Here is a 21,823-nt window from a genome sequence, read left to right as displayed (position 1 = left end):
TCCGCACACATCAGTTCCAATATACACATGGACCCTGACCTACGTCAGGGCGACGAAGAATTGTTGAACTTGTGTGAAACGAATGAGTGTCGAACTTGTGTGGGACGAATGAGTGTTGATCTTGAGTCGAGTTGGAGGGAATAAACACATTGACACGCTGCTTCCACTTAACTTCCATTAAGTGCGCTAAAGTCACAAAACAATAAAAAGGCCCATCCATGAGCCTACATACTATAGGAAAAGTAATGCGCTTACTCTCATAATGAGTGTTGCTACGTTACAGCCGCCACTGTAGTAATAAATTATGGAACAATCATGAAGAACACGATGTTTATCGTAAAAACAGTATCCAAAACCAACTAAATATTTTCGATATGTTTCCAAGTTCATGCATTAATACAAGTAATTTACATTTACACATCAACGAATTTTCCAAGATGTTTGAAAAAAACCTTTAAAAGTTAGAAAAACATATGGTTAGCTGTACTTAAAACAAGCAAAAAGCAATTTCATGATAATTAACAGTACAAAAAACAGCACAATAGGTTAACAAATAAACACACAATTAAAATAATTGATTATTTTTGTTTACAACTAATCATCATTAATTTAGCATGTGTCCCACATTAAGGGCATATTTCTCTAGGCACTTAGTGAACTTCAATGAGTAGAGTTTTAGTCAACAAGGACGTTGGCTGGTTTTTATCTTCCTTAGCACACTTTAAAGGGTGTAGTTATGTTTGGCAGGCCTATGGCCTGCCTTTTTTTTACCCAGTTCACTTAAAGAAAGCCGTTATCTTGCTCTCCAACAATCATGTAAAGTTTACCCTTCTTAGATATTTTTAAGGTAAACTGAGCTAAATCTCTGCATGGTCCTCAATAATGACGCTTCGCAAGCCTTATTCTGTTTTAGTCGTGATCTACAATACAAACAACGAATTTTTATTGATCCGCCGTACCGACGACCCTACTTTTTGGCAATCTGTAACTGGAGGAATTGATGAACATGAAACACCAACACAAACTGCGTATAGAGAGCTCAAAGAAGAAACAGGCATTGATGCGCTAAAACTCGGAATAGATATTTATAACCATAATAAAACAAATAATTACGAAATAAGACAGTGCTGGAGACATCGCTATATTAGCAATGCCACAATAAATACAGAGTACGTATTTAGCATCTGTGTGCCCATAGCAACCCCTGTTGTACTCGACCCAAACGAACATACCGCTTATCAATGGCTGCCACAATCAAACGCCGCTGAACTGGCTTGGTCCGACAGTAACAAACAAGAAATTTTAGCGATTACCTTTAACCCTAAAAGCTAAATAATCCTTGTTTTCATAAATAAATTACGTTATCAATATAAGCTCTATACCGATATAAAGGACTGAACGATGAAATTATCTTTAAATAAAAAAAATATAAAAACACTCACAAACGATAAGACACTATTACCACAAGAAGCAACCATGCTGATTGCCGGCGCAGGTAAACATTCGGGTCCAACTTTATGTACTGCAATTGGCTTAAATGCCGTTAACTCTCGCCCGTCAAACTGTACAGCTAATACACATAACTAAAAACTCATAGGGCATTTATACTGATAATGCCCTATTCTATTTACATGCTCTGCTACCACGACCCAACACACAACTAAAGTTGGCGTTTCAAACTGCCAATGGTAACGTAAACTCTCGGTATTACTCACGTTCAGTCATTCTATAATTTTCAACTGAACATACACTCGATAACATATAAGGGAACATTATGGATCCAGTCTCGCAAATATTTAATCTTCTTTTCAATATAGAAGTTGCACTACTTATTTTTGTCATCATCGTTTTAAAAAGCGGTATAAAATTCGTTCCTCAAAATAAAGCATGGGTCGTTGAACGATTTGGTAAATATCAATCAACAAAAGAAGCAGGGCTTAACTTTATCGTGCCATTTATTGACCGCATTTCTGCAGATAGAAGTTTAAAAGAACAAGCCGTCGACGTACCTTCTCAATCAGCAATAACCAAAGACAATATTTCTCTTATTGTGGATGGTGTGCTCTACTTTCGCGTATTAGACCCATATAAAGCAACTTACGGGGTAGACGACTACATTTTTGCCGTCACGCAACTTGCGCAAACAACGATGCGTAGTGAGTTAGGTAAAATGGAGCTAGACAAAACATTTGAAGAACGAGATTTACTCAATACCAATATTGTGTCAGCCATTAACTCAGCATCAGAGCCTTGGGGAATTCAGGTACTACGTTATGAAATAAAAGACATTGTCCCACCTCAATCAGTTATGGAAGCAATGGAAGCGCAAATGAAAGCTGAACGTGTCAAACGTGCACAAATATTAGAATCTGAAGGTGATAGACAATCTGCCATCAACGTCGCTGAAGGTAAAAAGCAAGCACAAGTTTTAGCAGCTGAAGCTGATAAAACGGAGCAAATCCTCACCGCTGAAGGTGAAGCTCAAGCTATTATTGCCGTTGCCGATGCACAAGCCGCTGCGTTACGTAAAGTAGGTGAAGCCGCAGATACAGAACAAGGTCAAAAAGCCATACAGCTCGACTTGGCGACCAAAGCCATTGCTGCAAAAGAAGCCATTGCTAAAGAGTCTTCTGTGGTATTGCTACCAGAAAACGGCACTGATGCCAGTTCACTTGTTGCTCAAGGCATGTCGATCATCAATAGCCTTAATAGCAAACAAAAGGGGTAAGTTGTATGAGCTACTTTATTGAGAATACTGCACAAGCATTAGTCATTCTAGGAATTCTGGCTTTGATCATCGAAGTAGCTGTACTGGGTTTTGCCACTTTTGTATTGCTGTTTCTGGGGCTCTCTTTGGTGTTTTCTGGCGGTATGATGTATGCAGGTTTACTCGAACCCAACTGGCTTAATGCGTTGTGGGTTAACGCCATACTGACTTTTGGTTTTGCACTGTTATTGTGGAAACCGCTAAAGCGTATGCAAGAGAATGTTGACAGTAAGCAAGTTAACAGTGATTTTGCTGATATTGAATTCACGTTAGAGCATGAATTAAACCATGAAGCTAACGTACAGCACGCTTATTCAGGTATTCAGTGGCAGCTAAAATCTGAAAACCCCATTTCAAAAGGGACTGCGGTGCGAGTAACTAAAAAAGAAGTGGGTGTATTGTGGGTAGAACCAAAACCTTAATTTAAATGTGCTCATTCCCCGATAAGTAAAAATGCGGCGCGTGTACGAAAAAGGGACGTACATGCTTGCCGCATCTGTTATATAGCACTCGATGCTATGCCACAGCTAACCTTGTGAACAAAAAAACCTACAGTAACTCTTTGTCATGAATAAACTTTACTAACTCAGACGCTATTTGTTGATGTTCGGCTTTTGTTGGATGCCAAATACAGCCACTCAGTTGAGAATTAAAGCTATGAGAATATAGATTCGACTCCCCTTGCTGCTGCAACCGTTTAATGGCTTGTTCTGTAGATGAAATAATCACATCATATGGATAGGCAGGACGTGGCATAAATACAATTGTTCGATCTGGATAACGACTACGCAACGTACCTACAAAGCTCACCATTTCATCAACCCATGCTTGTTGCACCTGCGTTATATCATCCCATGGTTCATGAGGTTGAGGGTCTGTGCTAAAGTCATTAGTACCCACTTCTACAACTATCAAGTCAGGATATGTATCTTGATAGAGTTTATTCGTGCCGTATACGCCACCCGCTCGGTCATAATAATACGCTAAATCATGGTGAGTTTGGTTGCCGGCCCAATTACGAATAAGGCCTAAACCAGAAAAAGAGACTTGAGTAAAACTGGTATTCAACGCCTTCGATGTAACATAAGGAAACGCCAGACGGGCATTGCTGGTTTCAACCACTTCACTCCAAGTACATTGGCGTTTATTTGATTCACTGCCAAACCCCGCACTGATTGAATCTCCAATATAGAGAATATGCTTTTGGTTTTGCCACACGCCCTCTAAACGGCCGTCAACATTAAAACCATGAATTGTGGCAAACTCTTCATAATTTTCAGTTCTTTTTACCACCTCAACCAACACTTCACTGGCAGTTTCTTGACTAAATAACTCAAAAGACTGTGGTTGACCTGAATAGTCTGTCACTATTTTTTTATGAAAACGACCATTAACCAATATATCAAATTGATCGCCATAACCCGTCAATTCAATGTCGATACTGCGACCTATTAACTTGGTTTTAAAATAACTACCAGGCCAATTAAATTGGACTTGTCCACTGTCATAACTTTTAACAATACGCCCTTCATACTGAACTGCATAATGGGTTGCTTGTAATGACTGAGCTTGTACGGTCGCCGCAATACCCAGCGCTAATAAACTAGAAATTACCTTATACATGTTGTTGTTCCTTTATTGCATTCGGAACTAGTTAACTTAGTTTTTACATGAACAATTCGCAAGCCTTACCAACTTGATTTTTATTGAATTTCAATTATCTGAAACCGACTGTTGATTGCACCCGAACAATACACGTAAAATACAATCATTATTATTTAGATAGGCAATTGTATCGTGTCAGCCCCTATTTTGGTTATTGAAGATGATCCTTTATTAAATCAGCAAGTGTGTGCATTACTCGAAAAACGAGGATTTAACGTAACCTGTGTCCACGATGGAGAACAGGGTTTAACGCAAGCATTAGCACATGATTATGAACTCATCATTCTCGATATTAGACTCCCCATCATAGAGGGCTATGAGGTACTGTCACAATTGCGTAAATGTAAACAAACCCCAGTACTGATTTTATCAGCATGCGGGGCTGAACAAGATAGAATTAAAGGCCTAAGTATGGGTGCTGATGATTACTTACCTAAACCCTTCAATATTGAAGAGTTAATACTGCGTGTTGAAGCAATTTTACGTCGCTCGCAACACACAGAAAAAAACCCCAATAATTATGTTCTTAAAACAAATGGGCTATCACTGAACAAACGTCAGCTTCATGCCCAATTTAACGACGTACACATTGAAATGACCGCCATACAATTTAAGCTGCTTTGGCACCTCGCTGAACATGCCGGTGAAGCGCTCAGTAAGCCTTACTTATACCAACAAGTGTTAGAACGTCAGTTCAGTCGCTATGACCGCAGTCTCGATATGCACCTTAGTCGGCTTAGAAAAAAGCTCATTGCCGTCGGTATGAGTGCTGAATCAATCACCACATTACATGGCCGGGGTTACTCTTTTAATGCGTAATCCGTTAAAAACACATTCTTTTTTTACAAAACTGTGTCTGCTCATTATTGCCGGCGCGGTTTCTCTTTTTTGGCTCATCGACGTACTGGCCAGTTACACTGAAATTAAAATGAGTCAACTTGAAATGCGCCATCAAAACACGCTACGACATTATGGTCAGCATGCCGAAAAGCTATATTTGGCTGGTGACTTAGAAACACTGAAACAGTACGTAGACACAATTGAGCAAAATGAAAATACATGGGCTGCCGTGGTGCAAAAACAAGTCACGCCCGTGGCAAACAGCACGCTTACTCCCTTATTTAGCGACCATATTTCTCTTGGCCGCGATGTCTCTTGGAAAATACACTTATACTTTAACTACAATCCCATTATGGACGTGCCTTTTGCCGATAAAAAAACACACTTTCTTATTCAACTCCCAGCCCATATGCGACCGGGAGACTATTGGAAGCTCGCATACTTAACCTTGCAGTTTATTTTGCCCATGATCTTTTTAGCCGGATTTTGCATCCTCATATATCGCGCAATTATGGTGCCTTTAAAACAACTAGAACATGCCACGCAAGACTTTGCTGCGGGTAAACTCGGTACACGTATCAGTGATAAAATTTCAACTACCGACAGTGAATTTAAGAAAATAGCCGCAACATTTGATCAAATGGCTGACTGTATTGAACATACCATCGAATCTCAAAGGCAGTTTATTGCTGATTTCTCCCATGAAATCCGTACCCCCATTGCGAGAGTCGAAACCGCTTTGAATTGTGCGGAGCATGCTATAGAAACACAGAATATGTTAGCCCGAATTCGCAAAGACTGCACAGCCATGCGTACACTCGCCGAAGATACATTGACACTCACTTGGTTAGAAAATGAATCAGCCACAATGCGTCAAGATATTGATCTGGATACTTTTGATTTAATCGACCTCATTGATAGCATTATTGAAGATGTGCAATTTGAAGCACCCCACATAAAATTTTTCACACACTGTGCGAGCAGCTTAAAAATACACAGTAATAGTCGCATTTTGGGCCAAGTTATCGAAAACCTGTTAAGAAACGCCAGCCGCTATGCAAAAAACCACATCACGGTAACCATGCCCAACCCGCATGAAATACACATTACAGATAATGGGTGCGGCGTTCCAAACGATGCATTAGACGATATATTTAAGCCATTTTATCGCGTAACTTCAGCACAAAAGAGCAATGGTTTTGGGCTTGGATTAGCACTGTGTAAACGTCACATACACCACCTAGGTGGTCATATTTCGGCTCATAATCAAGATGCAGGTGGCTTAACCATTTCGATATCGCTCAATAAACTGTCACCGTAAATGTAACAGTTGTAAAAGTCCTTTCGGTTCCCTTATAAACAATGAATAATACACGACATTGATAATTATTCGCATTTACAAAATAGGCAATTTCACATGCAGTTCTCTCGCTCTCCTCTTTATATCGCAATGGCAGCTTTATCCACTGCCGCTCTTGTTAGCACCCCAGTACTGGCCGATGAACAGTCAGATAAAATGGAAATCATTGAAGTTCATGGCAAAGTATCTGATGCTGATCAGATCATCGGTCAAGCTCAAATGGCACAACTTCAAGCCAATGACTTAGGCGACATATTTAGAAGCCAAGCCGAAGTTTCAGTGGGTGGTTCAAATCCTATTGCACAAAAGATTTATGTACGTGGTTTAGAAGACACCATGCTAAATGTGTCTATTGACGGTGCTTTGCAAGCGGGTTATTTATTTCACCATCAAGGCCGATTAACTATCGAGCCTGAACTACTTAAGCAAGTAGATATCGTTGCAGGTGCTGGTGATGCGACGTCTGGCTCAGGTGCATTAGGGGGCGCGATCCGCTTTTTAACCAAAGATGCCAGCGACTTACTCTCTGGTGATGAGCAGTTTGGTGGTAATATTAAGCTTGGCTACTATGGCAACAGCGAAGGTTTTAAAGCCAGCCTGACCGCCTATGGTCATATTAATGACAATTGGTCTGGCTTAGTAACTGTGCTAAAACGCGATACTAAAGACATGGAAGATGGCAAAGGCAACACCATTGCTTACACAGCGTCAGAGCAAGAAGTTGGATTCGCAAAAATCACCGGTGAACTGAGCAATACACAAACTATTTCAGCCAGTTATGACATGCGCCAAGACAATGGTACACGTTTGTTGCGTGCACATTGGCATCCGAGCAGAAAAAATTACGCCCTACCACAAGAAAGTGAGCGTACAACCAGCACAATTAACTATACATACAACCCAAATGACGCGCTGATCAATTTACACCTCAATGTATTTGATACTGAAAACTTCATTACGCACGCTCATCCACTACATAAAGGGGTTCAAAACACCTATCACGCAGTGTATGACTCAACTGGTTTTGACTTACGTAATACCGCACAGCTGAGCAATACAAAAATTGTTGCAGGAGTTGATTATCGTTCAGATGAGGCGAAACTACAGAACATAGGTACCAACGCTGCAACAGAAGGCCTTGAAAAAGGTAAAGTTTTTGGATTATATGTGCAAAACTACATTGATATCACAGAGCAATTTCAAATTAGCACAGGTGTACGTTACGACAATTACGAGCTGGTTGACGATAATGGTGTGACAATGAATTCCAACGGTTTTAGCCCTAACATCAACATGAGCTACGCCATTACCAATGCTTTCTCCCTCAATGCAGGCTTTGCTCAAGCGCTACGCGGTCAAAAAGTAAAAGAACTGTTTGTACTTGGTTATTATGACAACGATATCAATTTAAAAGAAGAGCAAGCTAACAACTTCGAAGTTGGTTTTAAATATTTAGGCGATCGCTTAACCGTCACGGGTAATGTGTTTGATTCAACCATTAAAGATGCTGTTTCAACGGTTAAAAATAACGATTCAATTGAGCACACGCTGCTTACCAATGTGGGTGATATAGAAAATAGTGGTTATAATTTGCAAGCACGTTACCGCTTTGACGATACAAGCATTAATGTAAACTATAACCACAGTAAGCCTAAATGGGAAAACCACGTTAACCCGGCACTCAGTGGCACTGCAATTAGTGACCAAGATTGGTCAATTGGCACTAGCTCTGGTAATACTTTAACTGCTGGTATTAATTACACCGTGTCGGATGATTTAGAGGTGAGCTGGAATAGCCGTTTTGTGCAACGTTTAACCAATTCTGGGGTGAATGTGTGGAGCAACCAAGCTCTCCCTGAAAAAGCAGGCTATGCTGCACATGACTTACAGGCAACTTGGTATGTCATGGGTAGCGAAGAGCTGGTAGTTGAAGCCGCAGTCAAAAATATCTTTGATAAGTTTTACTATGACCACGCGACCTATGCAGCACTTGGCCCAGTTGATTCTGGCTTAGCTGAGCCAGGCAGAGATGCCCGTCTAACACTTGTTTGGAAGTTTTAATATTTCAATTTGAACTAAATAGCAACATTAGTGTCATATTTACCGATGCTACTTGTTGTAACGATAAAAAGCGCAGTGTTTAAACACTGCGCTTTTTTACATTCCTACTAATTATTTCTACTCATAACCTGCTTCTATTTACAGCTATTTAGCTTTTTCCACACGCTCCACTGAGATGAATAATTGGCTGGGTTTTGATTGCGCGTCCACCACTTTGCTTCATAAATAAAGCCCTCGTGACTGACCTTTTTACCCGCAGTATAAACTGTGGCCGCTCGCCAACTATCAAGCTCACAATCAGTTGGTTTTGCCACCACACTAAATTGATGTGTTTGCGACTGAGAGGCTAACCCAAGGGCATCTGTTGCAATCGCATAGACCTGATATTGCCCATTGCTATCAAGTGTAATATTCGCCCAATATGGACCTTCATGACTCACCACTTCAACCCCATTAACATAGTAAATCACCTGTTTTAAGTCCCCATCTTTGTCAGTTGCACTTACTTGCAGAGGTACAATACTGCCTTGCTCAAACACACTGCCATTACTAGGGGAGAGTAAAGTAACACTGGGTGCAGTTGGCGTTGAGTCAGCCTCTTTAACAACCACAGTCACAGCTGCAATGTCTGATTTAGTCTGTTTATCATCCATTGCTTCAGCGCTTATACGATAAGTACCGACTGCATCAGGTTGCCAGTTAAAACGATAAGGTACTGTATTTAAGTTCGTCATTAGGACGCCATTAACGCTAATTTTAACGTGTTCCACTTGGCCATCGATATCATTTGCAGCTAGGTTTACGGTCACATTGTCGCCCATCGTTACGGTACTATTAGTCGTGTTTGGGCTTATAAACCGTACACTCGGTGCTTGATTCGGTTGTTCTGAATCTGAGCCACACTCTAATCCTTTTTTCCACACCCCCCATGCATTCGCATTTGTGGCTGGGCTTTGATCACGGTTCCACCATTTGGCGGTATATTCAAACCCTTCAAAGGCCACTTTATTGCCCTGTGTATACACTTGACCAGCTCGCCACTGCGCCGTATCGCAATCACTTGGGTTAATTAAGTTAAATAGCACAGTAGGTGCATTAACTGTTAGTCCTTCATTATCGGTGACGGTTGCTGTGACGACATACTCACCTTTCGTGTTACTTTGAAATTGTGTTGTGTAAGGTGCTGACGTCAGTGTTTTATAAACCTGACCATTTACGCTAAATACCACTTTTGATACTTCGCCATATTCATCTTCTGCGAGTGCTTTTAACTCGATATTCGTGCCCACAATATGGCGGCTGTTGTTAACTGGGCTGGTAATATCAATGGTTGGCGCTTTATTGTCGGTACAAGCAAATACACCCACTTTACTAAACGCATCCCCTACCGCTTGGATATCATAACCAAAGTCTTTTGCTGCAGCGGTAACACCGCACGCTAGCGACTCGTAATTACCGTTATAAACCCAATAATTTTTATTAGCATGAAGCATCACTTCATACGCTTTTTTTACGCCCCAATTCTCAGTCGTAGAAAGCAAGTAAAAAGCACGATTAAACACCCCTGAACTATAATGGACGTCTAATCCATTTTTATATTCACTGGCATGATCAATAGAGCGACCATCTTTACTTGGCATATCTAAATAACGCATCGCATCAAGGTTTTTAAAAATACGTGCGCCAATTTTCCAATCAACTACACAGCTGCCATCAGCTTGCTCACTCAGATAACATTCCAACGCTTCAGATGTCATATCTGAAAACGATTCGTTAACGCCACCAGATTGTGCACTATATACAAGTTTTGAGTTTTGATGTGTCACACCATGCGCAACCTCATGGGCAATAACACCTAAGGACGTAAATGGATATACACGATGATCGCCATCGCCAAACGTGACTTCTTTGCCATTCCAAAAAGCGTTTAGGTAGTCTTGACGATAATGAATACGCATCACCAAATCGCTACTCAACGCGCGACTATCGAACCATTCATGAAACATATCTAGGGTTGCTTGACCATAAAATACCGCATCATTGAGTGGTGAATATGCGCCATTGATGGTTTTGTGGGTATTTTCAAAGCAAGGGAATTCAAAAGTATGGGTATTCGTTGTACCGTGCTCCATATCGATAACGCGGATATCGCGATCTTTCATTGCACAGTGACCATTACCTAAGTCGGTCGCGTTAAATTTGGCTTTTGACTCACCAAAATAATATTTACCGGTTTTTTCGTTACCGCCTGGTCCCATACCGATTTTTGCATGGGCTAGCATTTCTTTTTGGCTTAACACTTCACCTGTTTGCGCGTCAATCACCAGCTCGGGACGAGTCGGATACTCAAGCGTTTCTGCATAAAATGTAACAATATAGGCAAGACGGAAGCTCTCTTGGTACGGATAGATCACCAGCTCTGCGTGTTCATCATTGGTAAATTGTATATTCGCCACATTTTGACGACCATACTCAATGGCCTGCGACTCGTCAAAGCTCGGAGCAGTCACGTCAACATAGACATTTTCAACCACGCTGCCACTCACTGACTTAATTGTACCTTGGCGATGATTTAATGCGCCTACATAGTTTTCAGCGTCATGATGAGTGACAACTTCACCACCGTACACACGCACGCCGCGATAATGTTGACTGCGGCGGATGTGTTTGCCATCTGCTGAGCGCTGATGCGCTTTAAATTGTAACGACGTTTCATTATTACCCTGAGCAGAGAACTGGCTTTGCTGAGGTGAAAAAACATCCATAAGCTTTTGCTTTAATTCTACATTTGTATGTATCTGCGTAGCTTGAGTGGCATAAAGCGGGAAACTACTGGCAGCAACCAGTAGCGCGATTGGGGTTAGTTTGAACATAATGATCTCTATAATTTTTGTTTTTGTAAAAAGGGCCTCCTTGCCCCAATCGTGTGTTAGTTAAATAGACTTTAGGTTATAGCTTGCGCCAAACAGCATTGCTGCCCGGTGTTTGACCTCGTGTCCACCAACGTGCTTGGTATTTAATGCCATTGTGGCTAACTTGGTCGCCACCGGTATAGACTAAGTCACTGCGCCAATCTCGAACCGTGCCGTCATCAGGAATGATCTCTTGCCATACACCGCCATTACCTGGCACAGCGCCTTTGGTCCACCAACGCGCTTTATATTGCACGCCGTTATACCAAACGATGTTGCCACCCACATACACGGTGTTTGCATTCCATGTTGTTTTATCTGGCTCCGGTGTAGGATCTGGCGTAGTTTCTGTATTTTTCACCGTCACGCTAAACTTACGCTCAACCGTATTCACCCCATCAGAGACTGAAACAGCGCCTGTTACACGTTGATCTTGTTCTACTTCTGAGGTGGTCAATACCACTTCACTGCCAGAGCCGACAATGCTATGACCGGGTACTTGCCAGCTATAGCTCAATGTTTTCCCTTCTGGGTCAGAAGCCACCACGCTCAGTGCAACTTCACTGTTTTCATCCACAACAATGTCTGTAACTTCTGCCACACTCGGCGCTTTATTTTCTACGACAGGTGCACTTACCATTACTTTGACCGATGCAGTTACATCATTAACTCCATCAGATACCGTTAAATTCACGGTATAGACGGCATCTTTTGTGGTCTCTGGCGCTGTAATAACGAGTGTTTCATTATTAGCAGTCAAAGTTAACGCACTGTCTCCCTGCCAAAGGTAAGTCAGAGGCTTTGCTTCTGGATCTGTTGCTGTCGCAACAAGTTGAACCGTCTCACCTGATGCAACCGTTACTTCGTTAATTAACTCAAGCGTTGGCGCATGGTTTTTAGGAGGAACTGGCGTTGATTTTCCAGCAAGACCTTCATGCATCGCATTTAATATGTCACCGTTGTCTGCATCAATTTCCCACGCAAATAAGCCACCTAGATTGTGCTCACGTACATATCGGCCTTTTGCTTGCACTGAGCGTGGGCTATCGTACGTAACCAATGTGCCTTTTTGCTGATTCCACACATATGCGGCTTGTGCTTGCTCGTCATAGCCAACCTCAAAACCATTCACGCCCTGCTCGGTTGCACCAATCATATGAGACTTGAGCCCCTTATAATCAATCACGCCCACTTCCCACACGCCCTGAGACGTTGAACCACGTAGTTTACCGTTAGCTGGTGCCGTCATAGGGTTGCCTGCAATAGTCGCATTTTCAGGTTTCACCCCTTCCCAACCACGGCCATACATCGCAGCACCTATTACTAGCTTTTCGCTTGGCACGCCTTGTTCAAGCAACAACTTAACCGCATTGTCTAATGTATAAGCAGGCCCTTTGCGCGGCTCACCGTTTTCATCTACACCTGTGCCATTACATTCATCTGCTGATAGATGCGACCCGCAATAAATACCTGTTTGATGCCCAGTTACGTTGTTCCAACCACCATGAAAGTCATACGTCATCGCAAAAATGTAATCCATATATTGCGCAGCTTGTTGATAATCAACATCTTCAATTTTGTCCCATCCAGAACCAATCGCAGAGGTTAGTTCATATTCACGGCCAGTTTGCGCTTCAAGATCATCAAGCATAATGCGCAGCTCTTTCATCAGCGTCACATAAACTTCACCATCTTTGTCACTGCCTAAGTTCGGATTAGCGCCATCTCCGCCAGGGAATTCCCAATCAACATCAATCCCATCATAAAACTTCCAAGTGGTTAAGAATTCGCGCATCGACTTAACGAACGTGTCACGGTTGGCTTTATTGTCAAAGTCAAAGAACGGATCTGATAACGTCCAGCCCCCGACAGAAGGTAAGATTTTTAAGTCTGGATTACGCTGCTTTAACGCCATCAGCTGTGCGTAGGTACCACGAATTGGATCACTACTGCTTACACCTGGCAGTGCTTTTTGTACTGCTGCCCATGGGTCGTGAATCACTACTTCGTAATCTTCGGATCCCCCACATGCCAGATTTAATGCACGTAGGCTGTTACCGTTTTCAATTTCAGCCAGTGACTCATTTGGACCACAAATTGGAATAAAACCATAGAGTAAATGGGTTAAGTTATCAGCTGGGATTTGCGTCACATCGAACTTACGACCATAAATACCCCATTCAACAAAATATGCACCAACAACCGTATTAGGATCAGTATCAAACTGTTTGTTATTTGGGTTAACGTTTAATGGTAATGGCGCTAAATGCCCGCCGTCAGTATCGGCAATCACAATCGGCTTAGTGGCGCTTTTTACACAGCCTGTTTCATCACACAGTGCAATTTGCAGTTGATGACGACCCGATTTTTTATACGGGAAGCTGATCACGCCACTTTTAGAACCAGGCGATAACTGACCTTCATTGACGAGTTCATTGTCGAAATATACCTGATAGCTATCACCGCCTTTACCAGACCAAGCGTTCCACTCAATTTGAATGTTTACTTCGTCTTTTGCTTGAATAAGTTGTTTGTATGATCCACGACCATAAATATTCACGTCCACAAAGGAGTAATTTTGTGGCTTCCACGTGATACTGGGTGTTGATGGTGCTGCTACAGTACTTGCACTTGCCAGCGCAGCCCCAACAGCAACCGCTGAGAGTAAATATTTAAACATAGTTTTTCCTATAGTATGTTGTTTTGATAGTTATTATTTAAAGCTTTTTTAAAGCAATGAAATTTAATTTTTTATAAGGTGGTTATAGTTTCTGCCACACCGCATTGCTGCCTGGTTGTTGGCCTCGAGTCCACCAGCGCGCCTTGTACTTATGGTTTTGAAAGGTCACAATACTGCCCCCTTGATAAGCCGTACTTGTATTCCACGCATTGCTGCTATCGTCAGTTGTCACTAATTGCCACGCTTGGCTTTGATCTGGTCGCTGGCCTTTTACCCACCACTTAGCTCGATAGGTTTTGCCGTTATAAACCGCAGTATCACCAGCGGTATAAACTTTATTTGCTTGCCACGTGTCACCCTCTGGCGGTGTGGGTGGCGTTGGCGGGGTTACCTTGTTGGTAACAGTGATATGAAGTGGCACCGTTTTACTTAACAGGCCATCAGATACCGTAACCTGCCCGGTGTACTCAGTGTCTGCAGCCACGTCAGGTGCGCTGACTGAGATTGTTGAACCCGCCCCTGTATAGCTCAGCGCATTGGGCAACTGCCAATCAAAAGTCAGCGTGCTTTGCTCATCATCAAAAGCATGAACATGCAAGTGCTTACTGGTATTTTCTTCTACTGTTAATGGCTTTGGCGTATGAACTGTCGGTGCTGTGTTAACGGGCTTTTTTACCACGCTTAAGTTATAGCTATGCGCTTTATTACTCACAAAAACTTGATTTGACGACAGGTTTTGATGATCGAATGTCACATCACCTGATGCTGACTTAATACCAATTTGAAGTAAATCTGGGTTATCTTGCACAACCTGCTGAGCCAATTGCATCGCCCAATCTAATGACTGCTCTGTTACTTTAAATTGCTGTTGAATTAGCTCCTGCCCGTTTGCATCAAACAAACGCAGCCATACAGTGTCACCTGCTAATGCGTCTTGCCCCTGCTTTAAGTAAAAACCAGCTGAGTGCCAAACCACCGGATCAGGCGTGCTATCTGTGCGTTCAATGGTAATATCACTGCAGTTGTAAAACCCTTCACCAACCACATCATCTCGCTGCCAACGACTATATAAAATTGCGTCACCGTCAAACTTTTCAGGTATAGCAACTGTCATTTCATAATATCGTTTGCCATCGGGTGCCATAAAAAATGCCACATTGCCATGCTCTTGCACCAACTCAAGCTGGTCCCAGCGAAGTGATTCTGTGCTAATTGGTGTGCCTGGTTTGGTTAAATAAAACTGCCAAAAGCTGGGGTTATGGGGTGTAGTGGCGCGATATCGGACTTTTATATCGCCGTTACTATTTGGCTTAACCACCGTGCGCTGCCAGTCAGCAGATGCGATATTCATACCGGCTTTATTGGCATCGCCAGCGGCGCATAACTTGCCATTTGGCACTGCCGATTCAACCGCAGTTTGATTATTAAAATCTGCCACATTCGCTGCAAATTCATGCCTTTGAATAAACTGTACATGATCGCTTTTCACAAAGGCAGCTCTGCATGCCGCATTGGGAATATTGCTACCATCTTTTGGCCACCAAAAACCCCCTTGCTCTTGGCAAATGGTTTGCCGTGCTTTCGGGCTATCCATATATCCGTGGCCGTGCACCTGCGGTATTGCAGCCACAGTGATCCCCAGCGCCACCGCTGTTAGTGTTAATTGTTTTTTCATAAGTTTCCCTAGGGCCGCCAGCGGCCCTTGAATTAGACTGTGTGTTTTTCGCTCGCTAAACTAGGATGGTTAAATATCACACACTTTTTGCCACGCACCGCCGTCTGACGGCGCACTATTGGTCCACCACTTCGCCTTAAATACAGCTTGGTTGTGAATGATTTGGTCGCCACCTAATGCGTGACTTGGTTGACCAGCCCAATTAGTACGCGGCCAGTTTGGATAGGTATTAAGCGTTGATACATCAATGCCATTACATTGCTTGTCTGATGGGGGGGTGCCATCGCCGGGATCCGGTGTATCGTTGCTGGCAATAGGTAGTGCTGGGTACTCGGTAGCAAATGCATATTTTTTGTCGCCTTTTTCAATAACGAAATTTACTGGCCCAGTAATGGGCATGTAGTACATCACTTGCGCATTGACTGTTTCGCCTTTTTTGAAAGACTCAAGCTGGCCACCCCATTGGTTTTTTAAGGTGATTGAAAAGCGATGGAATTCTTTTTCAAATCCGCCAATGTTGTTACCTGAGGTATTTGAGTTGTCTAATTCAACTTGCATCCCAAGCTTTTTCTGTGCATTCCAATTTGACTTGAAAATAGCAGACGTTGACGTTGGCACGTTGAACGATATTTTTGCCCCTGTTAAATCGATTTCTGAGTGGTTCGTAAAAGCAAAAGTAGGTCTGATCGGATAGTTTTGGTCACCCACAGGGAAGTCTTTTGCAACAAACCTCACATCGACCGTCGTTTCAGGTGGTGTAAACTGCGAGTCCCCTAAGTGCGCTCCATATGCTTTGCCACTTTGATTAAAAGTGTCATACGCCAACGATGTCATCGTCGAGCCCATAAAGTATTCGCCCTTATTGGCATCAAATGCATAGTCACCGGCAAGCTCCCAAAACATCACGCCGCCTAAGTCTTTATCAATAACGTAATCTAACTTTGTCTTCATAGACTCAGTATCTTCTATTGATAAGAACACTTTTTTCTGCGAATTCCACAGCCAAGGGGCAACTGCCACATCATCGTAATGACGTTCATATTTGCCCGTCATAACATCATCAGGATCAGACTCTGGCGTCAGGCCATAGGTAGCTAAGTAACTGGGTACTATGCCATTTTCCAAGTTTTTAGCATGCCATAACGGGTTGCTACCAGCGGCCACTTCTTGACCATTTTCAAGGTCGTGCCATAAGTTATCGATGCCAATCGCGCCGTTACCACATTTGTTTTTGTCGCCAATGCCAGTGCCTTTAGGGCAATCGCTTTGATTTGGCAGCGGTGCACGACCCCATAAGCCATTCTCCCCACCATTAACACCTTGAAAGCCTCGGGTGTAATAGGGTAAGCCAATATTAATTCGCCCTGACGGTAATGCGCCTCTGAAATAATTCACCGCCCAGTCGGTATTCAAATACCCAATACCCCCAAACTCTTTGGTGCCATATACATTCCACACCTTCAACTCTGAATCTTTACCCGTGTCGAATAGCGGTGCGTTATGCCCCACATGGTCGTTCCATGCGCCGTGTAAGTCGTATGACATAATATTCACGAAGTCTAAGTATTGCGCAGTTTGAAAAGTCTCCATCCCACGTAATAAATAGCCTGATGACGGTGAAGCAATGGTCAACATATAATGCTTGTCATCAGTTTCACCGGCTTTATCAAGGGCCTCACGTAATGCTTTCATCAGTACTTGATAAGATTTATTCAGCCCTGCACGACGTTGGTTGCTGATCTCAAAATCTTCAGGGTGGCCTGAATCTTTCATTGACGATGGGTATTCGTAATCTACGTCTAAGCCATCAAAGCCATAGGTCCGTAAAAACTCAACGCTACTGGCAACAAATGCGTTAATACCCGTATGATTGACGCTGCCATCTTCATTGGTTGTCATGGTGTAAAAGCCACCACTGGCAACACGTTTTCCTGTTTCATCAAAGAAGCCGCCAGTCTCAGCCCAACCACCGACAGAGATCATGGTTTTTACGTGAGGATATTGCTGCTTGTATTTATTTAGGAGGTTAAAGTGACCCGTATAAGGGAGCGCAGGATCCATCTCAGCACCCGTTACCCCCGGCCAAGTCATATTAGTTGCCGCGTTATTTTCGGCGTTTGGGTTACCAATGCTGATTTCATTTTCGGCATTAACATGAGCAAATGCATAGTTAATGTGGGTGATTTTGTCCCATGGGATATCTTTAACGAGGTAACTCGGTTGATCATTCTTACCCGTTCTCCAGCTCGTAAAGTAACCAATAACACGACGAGGATGATCCACCCCCATTTTTTCGCGACCTTCACTGTCGTAAATATCGCAGTAAGCAGGGGTTACATCAGGCGTTTGATACAAACCGGCAGGACGACAGTTTTCATGGCTATCTGGCTGGTCGCCTTTTTCTTTTATAGTAAATACACGTTGTACCACTTCTGACTCAGCGCCATGTTCATCTATAGCATTTAACGTAAATACCTGACGGCCTGCAGCTTTCGCTTGCCAATCAAACTGATGTGTTAGTTCAGTCGTTTCAACCAGTATCTCGCCATTAAGACGCAACACTTGCTTGAGAGTATCCTCATCTAAGTCGTTAGCTTGAAGTGTAAAGCCAATGCTCGCGCCAACTTCCAACTCTGAAGGCAATTGCGCTGCAAGACGCACAGTCGGTGCTTTATTAGTGTCTTTTGGTAACGTGTTTACTGTTACTTTGCGACTAATTGAACGCCCCGTATCACCCTCATTATCCAATGCCACCGCATGAAATTGATGCTCACCGACCTTTGCTTGCCAAGTAAACAAATACGGCGCACTGTCTAACACTCGTACGAGCTCGTCATCATGATATACCGCTACCTGCTTAACAGAACCATCCAAGTCTGTAGCTGAAAACTCAATGATAACGCTGTCATTTTCAACCAAAGCAATATCAGCTGCAGGCTTTAACCAGTGCACGCTCGGAATTTTATTTGCCGTCCCTGAAGACGCGCATACCCCCAATTTGCTCCACTCTTGCCACTGACCTGAACGAAGCTTTGGTGAGGCTTTATTCCACCAATTTGCTTTATAAGCAACTTTGTCCTGCTGAACGTGGTCACCACTGGTGTAAACGGTGTTTTGTTGCCATTTATCCAGCGGTGCACAATCAATTACTGCGAACGCTGAGCTGCTTAACATGGCAGCCGTTATTGCACTAAATTGAAAAACACGCCTATTTTCGTAGAAATACGACATAAACCCTTCCTAATTTGTATGTTTTTTGTTATTTGCGCTACTAAAAGATTACATATGTACCGATAGCCAGACACGGCGCAGAATTCTACACTCGATAAAACCAACCACAAGGGATTGGTTTAATTTAAAAATCACACAAAAAAGGATTAGAAATAAAATAATCTCAAACTATAAAATATACCGAAACCCATTGTTTTTATTGATTAAAACAAGATAATAACAATAATAAAACCTGCTATTAGCACAAATTTCACACGACCAACTGACAAAACCATGTATTTCAATCGTTACAAAACAAACTAATCAAACCAGTTTAAACTATGATAAAAACACTAGAAAAAAACAAAATACCCATCATTTATGGTGGTTTATCTGTTTTTCCGAAGTGATGCCATAAATAAAACGCACCACTTTGATAGGTGCTTTACGCTATAATCTATAAAATTTATGATGAAAGGCGATCAGTAGATGCGGATATTTAAACTGTCAATATGCATTATTTTGACTTTTGTGTTGGGGTTCATAAGTGGTATTTATGCCTTACCCATTATCAGTGCACCAAACAGCCCCAGTATGCTAGAACTGGCGACTGCGACGCAACATACAAAATATAAAGGGCAGTTTGTCACTACTTTAAAAGATTCTGACCTGTTGCATTTTGCTAAAGGTGACGTCAGTGTTTCCAATGATAATATAGCCTTTAAAGGCAATATTGCGCCAGGTCCAGATTACCAACTCTATCTAGCGAAACGCTTCATTGAAACTGAAGCTGACTTCCATACATTCAAAGGTAGTATGGCGCACCTTGGGGACATTAAAACATTCGACTCTTTCATCGTCCCCATTCCCGATGCAATTAATATTGAAGAATTTAACACTGTCATTATTTGGTGTGAAAGTTTTGGACAATTTATTTCTGCCGCGCAATATCAGTCAGCAAACGCACTACCCGTTGTAAAAAAAGCCATTTAATTTATTAAAAACCAAATGGCTTTGCATTGCTGGGTGTTGTCAGCAAGCTGACATGCAATGATCTGTAAAAATTAAGTCATTAAGCCGCTTGCTCTGTATTGCTATCATAACGAATAAGATAGTCAAATGCGCCGAGGCTCGCGGTTGCCCCTGCGCCCATGGCAATAATAATCTGTTTAAATGGTGTGGTTGTTACGTCTCCGGCTGCAAAAACGCCCGGCAGTGAAGTTGACCCTTTAGAGTCAATCTCTATTTCGCCAAACTGACTGAGCTGAACACCAGACTCTTTCAACCACTCACTGTTGGGTACTAACCCAATTTGAACGAAAATTCCGGCCAATGGAAGTTGATGTTCGCTGCCCGAGTTTCTGTCTGTATAATTCAAGCCAGTTACCCGTTTACCATCGCCAATAACTTGTGTGGTTTGAGCGCTTTTGATAATGGTGACATTCGCTAAGCTGTTGGCTTTTCTTATCAACACTTCATCTGCTCGCAAGGTATCCGCAAATTCTAAAACCGTTACGTGCTCGACAATATTAGCCAGGTCTATCGCCGCTTCAATGCCTGAATTTCCCCCGCCAATCACTGCAACAGGTTTACCTTTAAACAATGGACCATCACAATGAGGACAATATGCGACACCTCGGCCCTTATATTCAGCTTCACCTGGCACATTCATACTGCGCCATCGAGCCCCTGTCGCCAAAACAATCGATTTAGCTTTTAACTGTCCACCATTTTCAAGTTCAATGGTTAATACATCATCTCGGGTAATGTGCTTTGCTCGCTGACCTTTCATAACATCAACATCGTATTGCGTCACATGCTCTTCTAATTGAGCTACCAACTTAGGACCTTCTGTTGCTTTAACAGAGATGAAATTCTCTATGCCTAACGTGTCTGATACTTGGCCACCAAAGCGGTCAGCAACAACGCCGGTATTCAGTCCTTTTCGGGCTGAGTATATTGCGGCCGATGCACCTGCCGGACCACCACCAACAACCAAGACATCAAACACCGCTTTCTCACTGAGCCTCTTTGCTTGTTTCTGTTGTGCGCCACTGTCCACTTTATTGAGAATATCCGTTAAGCCAATAGCGCCTTGTGAAAATAACTTTCCATTCAAATACACTGCTGGGACAGCTAATACATTACGCTCATTGACTTCATCTTGAAATAACGCCCCATCAATCATCGTTGCTGATATTGTTGGGTTTATTGCCGCCATTAGATTCAGCGCTTGCACAACTTGCGGACAAGTTTGACAGCTCAAAGAAATATATATTTCAAAATTGAGTGGCCTATCTAAACTTTGTATCTGTGCGATTTCATCATCTGACGCTTTAGCTGGGTGGCCTCCGGTTTGCAATAGTGCTAATACCAATGAGGTAAATTCATGTCCCATAGGCACCCCAGCGAATTCAATATGGGTATTTTTCGTCGGTGACCGTACAACCATACTCGGCTTACGTATACCATTTTGGTGAGTTTCAATCACAGAGATCTTGTCACTCAATGATGATAAATCATCGCTTAGTACTTTGATTTCTTGTGATTTTTTACTATCATCAAGTGCTATAACCAGTTCAATTGGTGTTTTTATAGCGCTAAAATGGCTTTTTAATTGGTTTTTAATATTTTGGTCTAGCATGCTTGAGAT

Annotated in this window: 14 protein-coding genes; 8 read left to right on the top strand and 6 right to left on the bottom strand. The window is 42.5% G+C overall.

The window, feature by feature from the left end; translation table 11 throughout:
- Positions 1-882 precede the first annotated feature (882 nt).
- From nudB to J8M01_RS04150, 4 genes are all read left to right on the top strand, one after another.
- Positions 883-1,332 carry a dihydroneopterin triphosphate diphosphatase gene (nudB, locus tag J8M01_RS04165; RefSeq protein WP_211057116.1) on the top strand — a complete coding sequence of 150 codons (450 nt, stop codon included), beginning with the start codon at positions 883-885 and terminating at the stop codon, positions 1,330-1,332.
- A gap of 69 nt (positions 1,333-1,401) precedes the next feature.
- Positions 1,402-1,587 (top strand): hypothetical protein, encoded by a 186-nt coding sequence (locus J8M01_RS04160; protein WP_211050058.1) that lies wholly within the window; start codon positions 1,402-1,404, stop codon positions 1,585-1,587.
- Positions 1,588-1,774: 187 nt separating this feature from the next.
- Entirely contained in the window at positions 1,775-2,728 is a 954-nt protein-coding gene (locus J8M01_RS04155) for a slipin family protein (RefSeq protein ID WP_210998117.1), read from the top strand.
- A gap of 5 nt (positions 2,729-2,733) precedes the next feature.
- Entirely contained in the window at positions 2,734-3,189 is a 456-nt protein-coding gene (locus J8M01_RS04150; RefSeq protein WP_192509969.1) for an NfeD family protein, read from the top strand.
- A gap of 127 nt (positions 3,190-3,316) precedes the next feature.
- Here J8M01_RS04150 and J8M01_RS04145 read toward each other — a convergent pair whose 3' ends face one another.
- Positions 3,317-4,390 (bottom strand): SGNH/GDSL hydrolase family protein, encoded by a 1,074-nt coding sequence (locus J8M01_RS04145; protein ID WP_211057115.1) that lies wholly within the window; start codon positions 4,388-4,390, stop codon positions 3,317-3,319.
- Positions 4,391-4,564: 174 nt separating this feature from the next.
- Here J8M01_RS04145 and J8M01_RS04140 point away from each other — a divergent pair, with 174 nt between their 5' ends.
- From J8M01_RS04140 to J8M01_RS04130, 3 genes are all read left to right on the top strand, one after another.
- Positions 4,565-5,251, top strand: a complete 687-nt coding sequence (locus J8M01_RS04140; protein ID WP_192509967.1) for a response regulator transcription factor — start codon at positions 4,565-4,567, stop codon at positions 5,249-5,251.
- Positions 5,244-6,593, top strand: coding sequence for a sensor histidine kinase (locus J8M01_RS04135; RefSeq protein WP_211057114.1), 1,350 nt, complete (start codon positions 5,244-5,246; stop codon positions 6,591-6,593). Before J8M01_RS04140 ends, J8M01_RS04135 begins: the two co-directional genes overlap by 8 nt.
- Positions 6,594-6,689: 96 nt before the next feature.
- Positions 6,690-8,693, top strand: coding sequence for a TonB-dependent receptor (locus J8M01_RS04130; RefSeq protein ID WP_211057113.1), 2,004 nt, complete (start codon positions 6,690-6,692; stop codon positions 8,691-8,693).
- 134 nt (positions 8,694-8,827) lie between these two features.
- On the opposite strand, the gene J8M01_RS04125 is transcribed toward J8M01_RS04130, so the two are convergent.
- The 4 genes from J8M01_RS04125 to J8M01_RS04110 all read right to left on the bottom strand — a co-directional run bounded on the left by J8M01_RS04125 (position 8,828) and on the right by J8M01_RS04110 (position 19,191).
- Positions 8,828-11,566, bottom strand: coding sequence for an Ig-like domain-containing protein (locus J8M01_RS04125; RefSeq protein WP_211057112.1), 2,739 nt, complete (start codon positions 11,564-11,566; stop codon positions 8,828-8,830).
- Between the two features lie 76 nt (positions 11,567-11,642).
- Positions 11,643-14,285, bottom strand: coding sequence for a glycosyl hydrolase family 18 protein (locus tag J8M01_RS04120; protein ID WP_211057111.1), 2,643 nt, complete (start codon positions 14,283-14,285; stop codon positions 11,643-11,645).
- An 82-nt stretch (positions 14,286-14,367) separates the two neighbouring features.
- Positions 14,368-15,960, bottom strand: coding sequence for a lytic polysaccharide monooxygenase (locus tag J8M01_RS04115; RefSeq protein ID WP_211057110.1), 1,593 nt, complete (start codon positions 15,958-15,960; stop codon positions 14,368-14,370).
- 69 nt (positions 15,961-16,029) lie between these two features.
- Positions 16,030-19,191: a glycosyl hydrolase family 18 protein gene (locus tag J8M01_RS04110; RefSeq protein ID WP_211057109.1), complete on the bottom strand. Its 3,162-nt coding sequence runs from the start codon at positions 19,189-19,191 to the stop codon at positions 16,030-16,032.
- A 468-nt stretch (positions 19,192-19,659) separates the two neighbouring features.
- On the opposite strand from J8M01_RS04110, the gene J8M01_RS04105 reads away from it, so the two are divergent.
- On the top strand, positions 19,660-20,163 hold the full coding sequence (locus J8M01_RS04105) for a DM13 domain-containing protein (RefSeq protein ID WP_211057108.1): 504 nt from the start codon (positions 19,660-19,662) through the stop codon (positions 20,161-20,163).
- Positions 20,164-20,242: 79 nt separating this feature from the next.
- Here J8M01_RS04105 and ahpF read toward each other — a convergent pair whose 3' ends face one another.
- Positions 20,243-21,814 carry an alkyl hydroperoxide reductase subunit F gene (ahpF, locus tag J8M01_RS04100; protein ID WP_211057107.1) on the bottom strand — a complete coding sequence of 524 codons (1,572 nt, stop codon included), beginning with the start codon at positions 21,812-21,814 and terminating at the stop codon, positions 20,243-20,245.
- Between the last annotated feature and the right edge of the window lie 9 nt (positions 21,815-21,823).

The sequence above is a fragment of the Pseudoalteromonas sp. MMG005 genome, assembly GCF_018101015.1.
Classification (GTDB): Bacteria; Pseudomonadota; Gammaproteobacteria; order Enterobacterales; family Alteromonadaceae; genus Pseudoalteromonas; species Pseudoalteromonas aurantia.
This window is presented reverse-complemented; position numbering and strand designations above follow the sequence as displayed.

What these genes read in the sequence shown, in the direction of transcription:
- nudB (WP_211057116.1), top strand. Translation starts at nt 883, where the DNA reads ATGACGCTTCGCAAGCCTTATTCTGTTTTAGTCGTGATCTACAATACA.
- J8M01_RS04160 (WP_211050058.1), top strand. Translation starts at nt 1,402, where the DNA reads ATGAAATTATCTTTAAATAAAAAAAATATAAAAACACTCACAAACGAT.
- J8M01_RS04155 (WP_210998117.1), top strand. Translation starts at nt 1,775, where the DNA reads ATGGATCCAGTCTCGCAAATATTTAATCTTCTTTTCAATATAGAAGTT.
- J8M01_RS04150 (WP_192509969.1), top strand. Translation starts at nt 2,734, where the DNA reads ATGAGCTACTTTATTGAGAATACTGCACAAGCATTAGTCATTCTAGGA.
- J8M01_RS04145 (WP_211057115.1), bottom strand. Translation starts at nt 4,390, where the DNA reads ATGTATAAGGTAATTTCTAGTTTATTAGCGCTGGGTATTGCGGCGACC.
- J8M01_RS04135 (WP_211057114.1), top strand. Translation starts at nt 5,244, where the DNA reads ATGCGTAATCCGTTAAAAACACATTCTTTTTTTACAAAACTGTGTCTG.
- J8M01_RS04130 (WP_211057113.1), top strand. Translation starts at nt 6,690, where the DNA reads ATGCAGTTCTCTCGCTCTCCTCTTTATATCGCAATGGCAGCTTTATCC.
- J8M01_RS04125 (WP_211057112.1), bottom strand. Translation starts at nt 11,566, where the DNA reads ATGTTCAAACTAACCCCAATCGCGCTACTGGTTGCTGCCAGTAGTTTC.
- J8M01_RS04120 (WP_211057111.1), bottom strand. Translation starts at nt 14,285, where the DNA reads ATGTTTAAATATTTACTCTCAGCGGTTGCTGTTGGGGCTGCGCTGGCA.
- J8M01_RS04115 (WP_211057110.1), bottom strand. Translation starts at nt 15,960, where the DNA reads ATGAAAAAACAATTAACACTAACAGCGGTGGCGCTGGGGATCACTGTG.
- J8M01_RS04110 (WP_211057109.1), bottom strand. Translation starts at nt 19,191, where the DNA reads ATGTCGTATTTCTACGAAAATAGGCGTGTTTTTCAATTTAGTGCAATA.
- J8M01_RS04105 (WP_211057108.1), top strand. Translation starts at nt 19,660, where the DNA reads ATGCGGATATTTAAACTGTCAATATGCATTATTTTGACTTTTGTGTTG.
- ahpF (WP_211057107.1), bottom strand. Translation starts at nt 21,814, where the DNA reads ATGCTAGACCAAAATATTAAAAACCAATTAAAAAGCCATTTTAGCGCT.